At 62.9% G+C, this 3,001-nt stretch carries 2 protein-coding genes; one reads left to right on the top strand and one right to left on the bottom strand.

The genetic code is table 11. The annotated features are described in order from the left end of the window. Positions 1–152: 152 nt before the first annotated feature. Positions 153–2,306 carry a S9 family peptidase gene (locus NEI07_RS02605; RefSeq protein WP_256032492.1) on the bottom strand — a complete coding sequence of 718 codons (2,154 nt, stop codon included), beginning with the start codon at positions 2,304–2,306 and terminating at the stop codon, positions 153–155. A gap of 154 nt (positions 2,307–2,460) precedes the next feature. On the opposite strand from NEI07_RS02605, the gene NEI07_RS02600 reads away from it, so the two are divergent. Continuing rightward, positions 2,461–2,631: a hypothetical protein gene (locus NEI07_RS02600; RefSeq protein WP_256032490.1), complete on the top strand. Its 171-nt coding sequence runs from the start codon at positions 2,461–2,463 to the stop codon at positions 2,629–2,631. The last annotated feature ends 370 nt before the right edge of the window (positions 2,632–3,001 follow it).

Raw genomic sequence — 3,001 nt, 5'->3', positions numbered from 1 at the left:
CGGCGGCGCCCAGCGCGCCCGCCGAAACGAGCGCTCCGGCCGCCGAGAGCAAGCCCGTCATTCCCCCCGATTCGGAGTGGGTGCACCCCACCAAGTGACTTTCTTCGCTGCATTTCCCGCTCTCGGGAAATGCAGCGGCTCTACTCACGTCGTTACACGAGATCCTGCACGTCTTTGAATGCGCGTACGGCGCAGGCGAGCGCGAAGGCATATTCCAGCGCCGTGTCTTCAAGCGCCTCGAAACGGCCAGAGGCGCCGGCGTGGCCCGCGCCCATATGGGTGAACAGCAACACAGGCCCGCCGCCGCTCATGGTCGCGCGGAGCTTCGCGACCCATTTGAGCGGCTCCCAATAGGTCACCCGAGGATCGCTCACGCCGGCGACGGCGAGAATCGGCGGATAGTGTTGCGCGCGCACATTGTCGTAAGGCGAATAGGACGCGAGGCGATCATAGGCTTCGGCGCTGTCGATCGGGTTGCCCCATTCCAGCCATTCGGGCGGCGTCAGCGGAAGATCGTCGCGCAGCATCGTATTCAGCGTGTCGACGAAAGGCACGCTGGCGATGATGCCGGCGAACAGCTCCGGCGCCTCGTTGGCGATAGCGCCCATGAGCAGACCGCCCGCCGATCCACCCTGCGCAACGACGCCGCCTTCGCGCGTATAGCCGGCCGAAACCAGATGACGCGCGCAATCGATGAAGTCCAAGAAGCTGTTTTGCTTCTTCTCGAGCTTGCCGTCCTCATACCAGCGCCAGCCCTTGTCGGTTCCGCCGCGAATATGGGCGCGCGCATAGACAAAGCCTCGATCGACGAGCGATAGCGCGTCTTCATTGAAGCTCGCCGAGAGCGCATAGCCATAGGCGCCATAGCCGTAGAGCAGCAGCGGCGCGCCGTCTCCGCCGGGCGTGAAGTCGGCGCGATGCAGGAGCGTGATCGGCACGCTTTCGCCGTCGCGCGCCGTTGCGAACAACCGCCTCGTCACATAGTTCTTTGGATCGTGTCCGGAGGGAATTTCCTGGCGCTTGCGCAGCACGCGCGTGCGCGCAGCCATGTCGTAGTCGTAAGTCTCATCTGGCGTCGTCATCGACGAATAGACGAAGCGCAGAATGTCGGTGTCGAATTCAAGTCCAGGATCAATCGACAGCGCATAGGCGTCCTCGTCGAAGTGAATCGCATGTTCCTCGCCGCTGGAGAGCGCGCGGATGACGAGCTTCGGCAAGGAGTTTTCCCGAAGCAGCCAGACAAGATGGCGCGCATAGACGGTGAAGGAGTCGATCAAGACGCCGTGGCGATGGTGCACGACGTCCTTCCAGTTTTCGCGGCCCGGCTCGGCGAGCGGCGCGACGGAAATGCGAAAATCATCCGCGCCGTCGGCGTTGTTGTGGATGTAGAGGAGGTCGCCATGCGGCTCGACGTCGTAGCGCAGTCGCGGTTCGCGCGGCGCGACAATGCGCGGCGTCGGATTGTCTTCGCGAAGGTCGATCAGCCAGCATTCCGTCGCGTCATGGCCGTGGATGGACACAATGGCGAAACGCCGGCAGCGGCTCTCATGCAGGCTGACGAACCAGGCGCTGTCGGTTTCCTCGATGATCAGCGCGTCGTCGGCGGGATCGGCGCCCACCGCGTGTCGAAAGACCTGCGCGGTGCGATGGTTCTCGTCGATCAGCACATAGTAGTAGGCTTTCGAATCGGCGCTCCAGACAATGGCGCCGTCGCTGTCGCTCACGACGTCAGCGCGGTCGAGGCCGTCGCTCAGCGCCCTGGTGCGGATGTCGTAAAGCTCCGAGCCCGCGTCATCGACGCTCCAGGCAAGCTGCGCGTGATCGGGCGCATGCGCCGCGTCGCCAATGTCGAAGAAGTCGTGGCCCTTGGCGAGCGCGTCCCCGTCGAGGAGCACGGTTTCGGCGCCGCCTTCCCGCGGCGTCCGGCAGTAGAGCGGATGTTCCGCGCCCTCGTGGAAGCGTTCGTAATAGGCGTAAGGCCCGTCCGGCTCGGGAACGTCGCTGTCATCCTCCTTGATGCGGCCGCGCATTTCGGCCACCAGCGCTTTTCGCAAATTCTTGAGCGGCGCCATGACGCGATCGCAGTAAGCGTTTTCCGCTTTGATCAGTTCGGCGATGGCGACGGGAAGAGCGTCGGGATCGCGCAGCACCTCGCGCCAGTTTTTCGCAGCAAGCCAGTCGTAAGGATCATCGAGCACGCGGCCATGGATGACTCTGCGCGTGTGGCGCTGCGCGGCGACGGGCGGCGCCGCGCCCGCGAGTTCGAAGCGCCAATCCGATAATTTCGCCGCCGTGTCGCGGGCCATCGCATCCTCCGCCGATTGTCGTCAGTGGCTTTTATCACCGCATGGCGGGCCGCGCAGCGATCTCTCGGACGAATGCGATCGAAGCAATTTGTAAATCAATCGCGCCTTAGCCTTGCCGACAATGACCTGTCCGCTTTTGGATAAGGAGCGATTCATGCGTTACTCCCACGCCGCGCTCAATCCGGTTTCCGTCGGCGAGCGAAAGACCTCCCGCCCGAATGTCCTTCCTGTGCGCCCTGCGTCCATGCTGCGCCGGCTCGCATGGAAGATCCTCTATTCGAGCTTCATCTCCGGCGTCGCGATCTATGTGTGGTGGCGGCGGTAGCAGGTTCCGAAAAAGCTGACAGACTTTTCGATGGGAACCTGCTCCAACATTTTGATTTTGAGCGATTCCTTCCCGATCACATGAGTCCATGTGATCGGGAAGCGCTCGAGGCGCATTTCGGCCTGCTGCGCCGCATCAAAGACAAACTGTCATAAATCGCCTAAGCTTGAGGCGTGGCCGATGGCGCATGCGCGTTTGCGCGTGATGACGTCGCGCCGCAACCCATCAACAGGGCGCTGCGGCGCGCCTCGAAACGCAGAAGAAACTTAAAATGTTCACGAGCATGAAAAGCATTGCCGCTGGCGTCATTTGCGCCAGCCTCTTCTTAGGCGCCGCTGCGCTCGCCGAGCCGAAGGCCGCCGCGCCAACT

It is taken from the genome of Methylocystis suflitae (assembly GCF_024448135.1).
Taxonomy (GTDB): Bacteria; Pseudomonadota; Alphaproteobacteria; order Rhizobiales; family Beijerinckiaceae; genus Methylocystis; species Methylocystis suflitae.
Note: the sequence above shows the minus strand (reverse complement) of the source record. Positions and strands in the feature narration are given on the sequence as shown.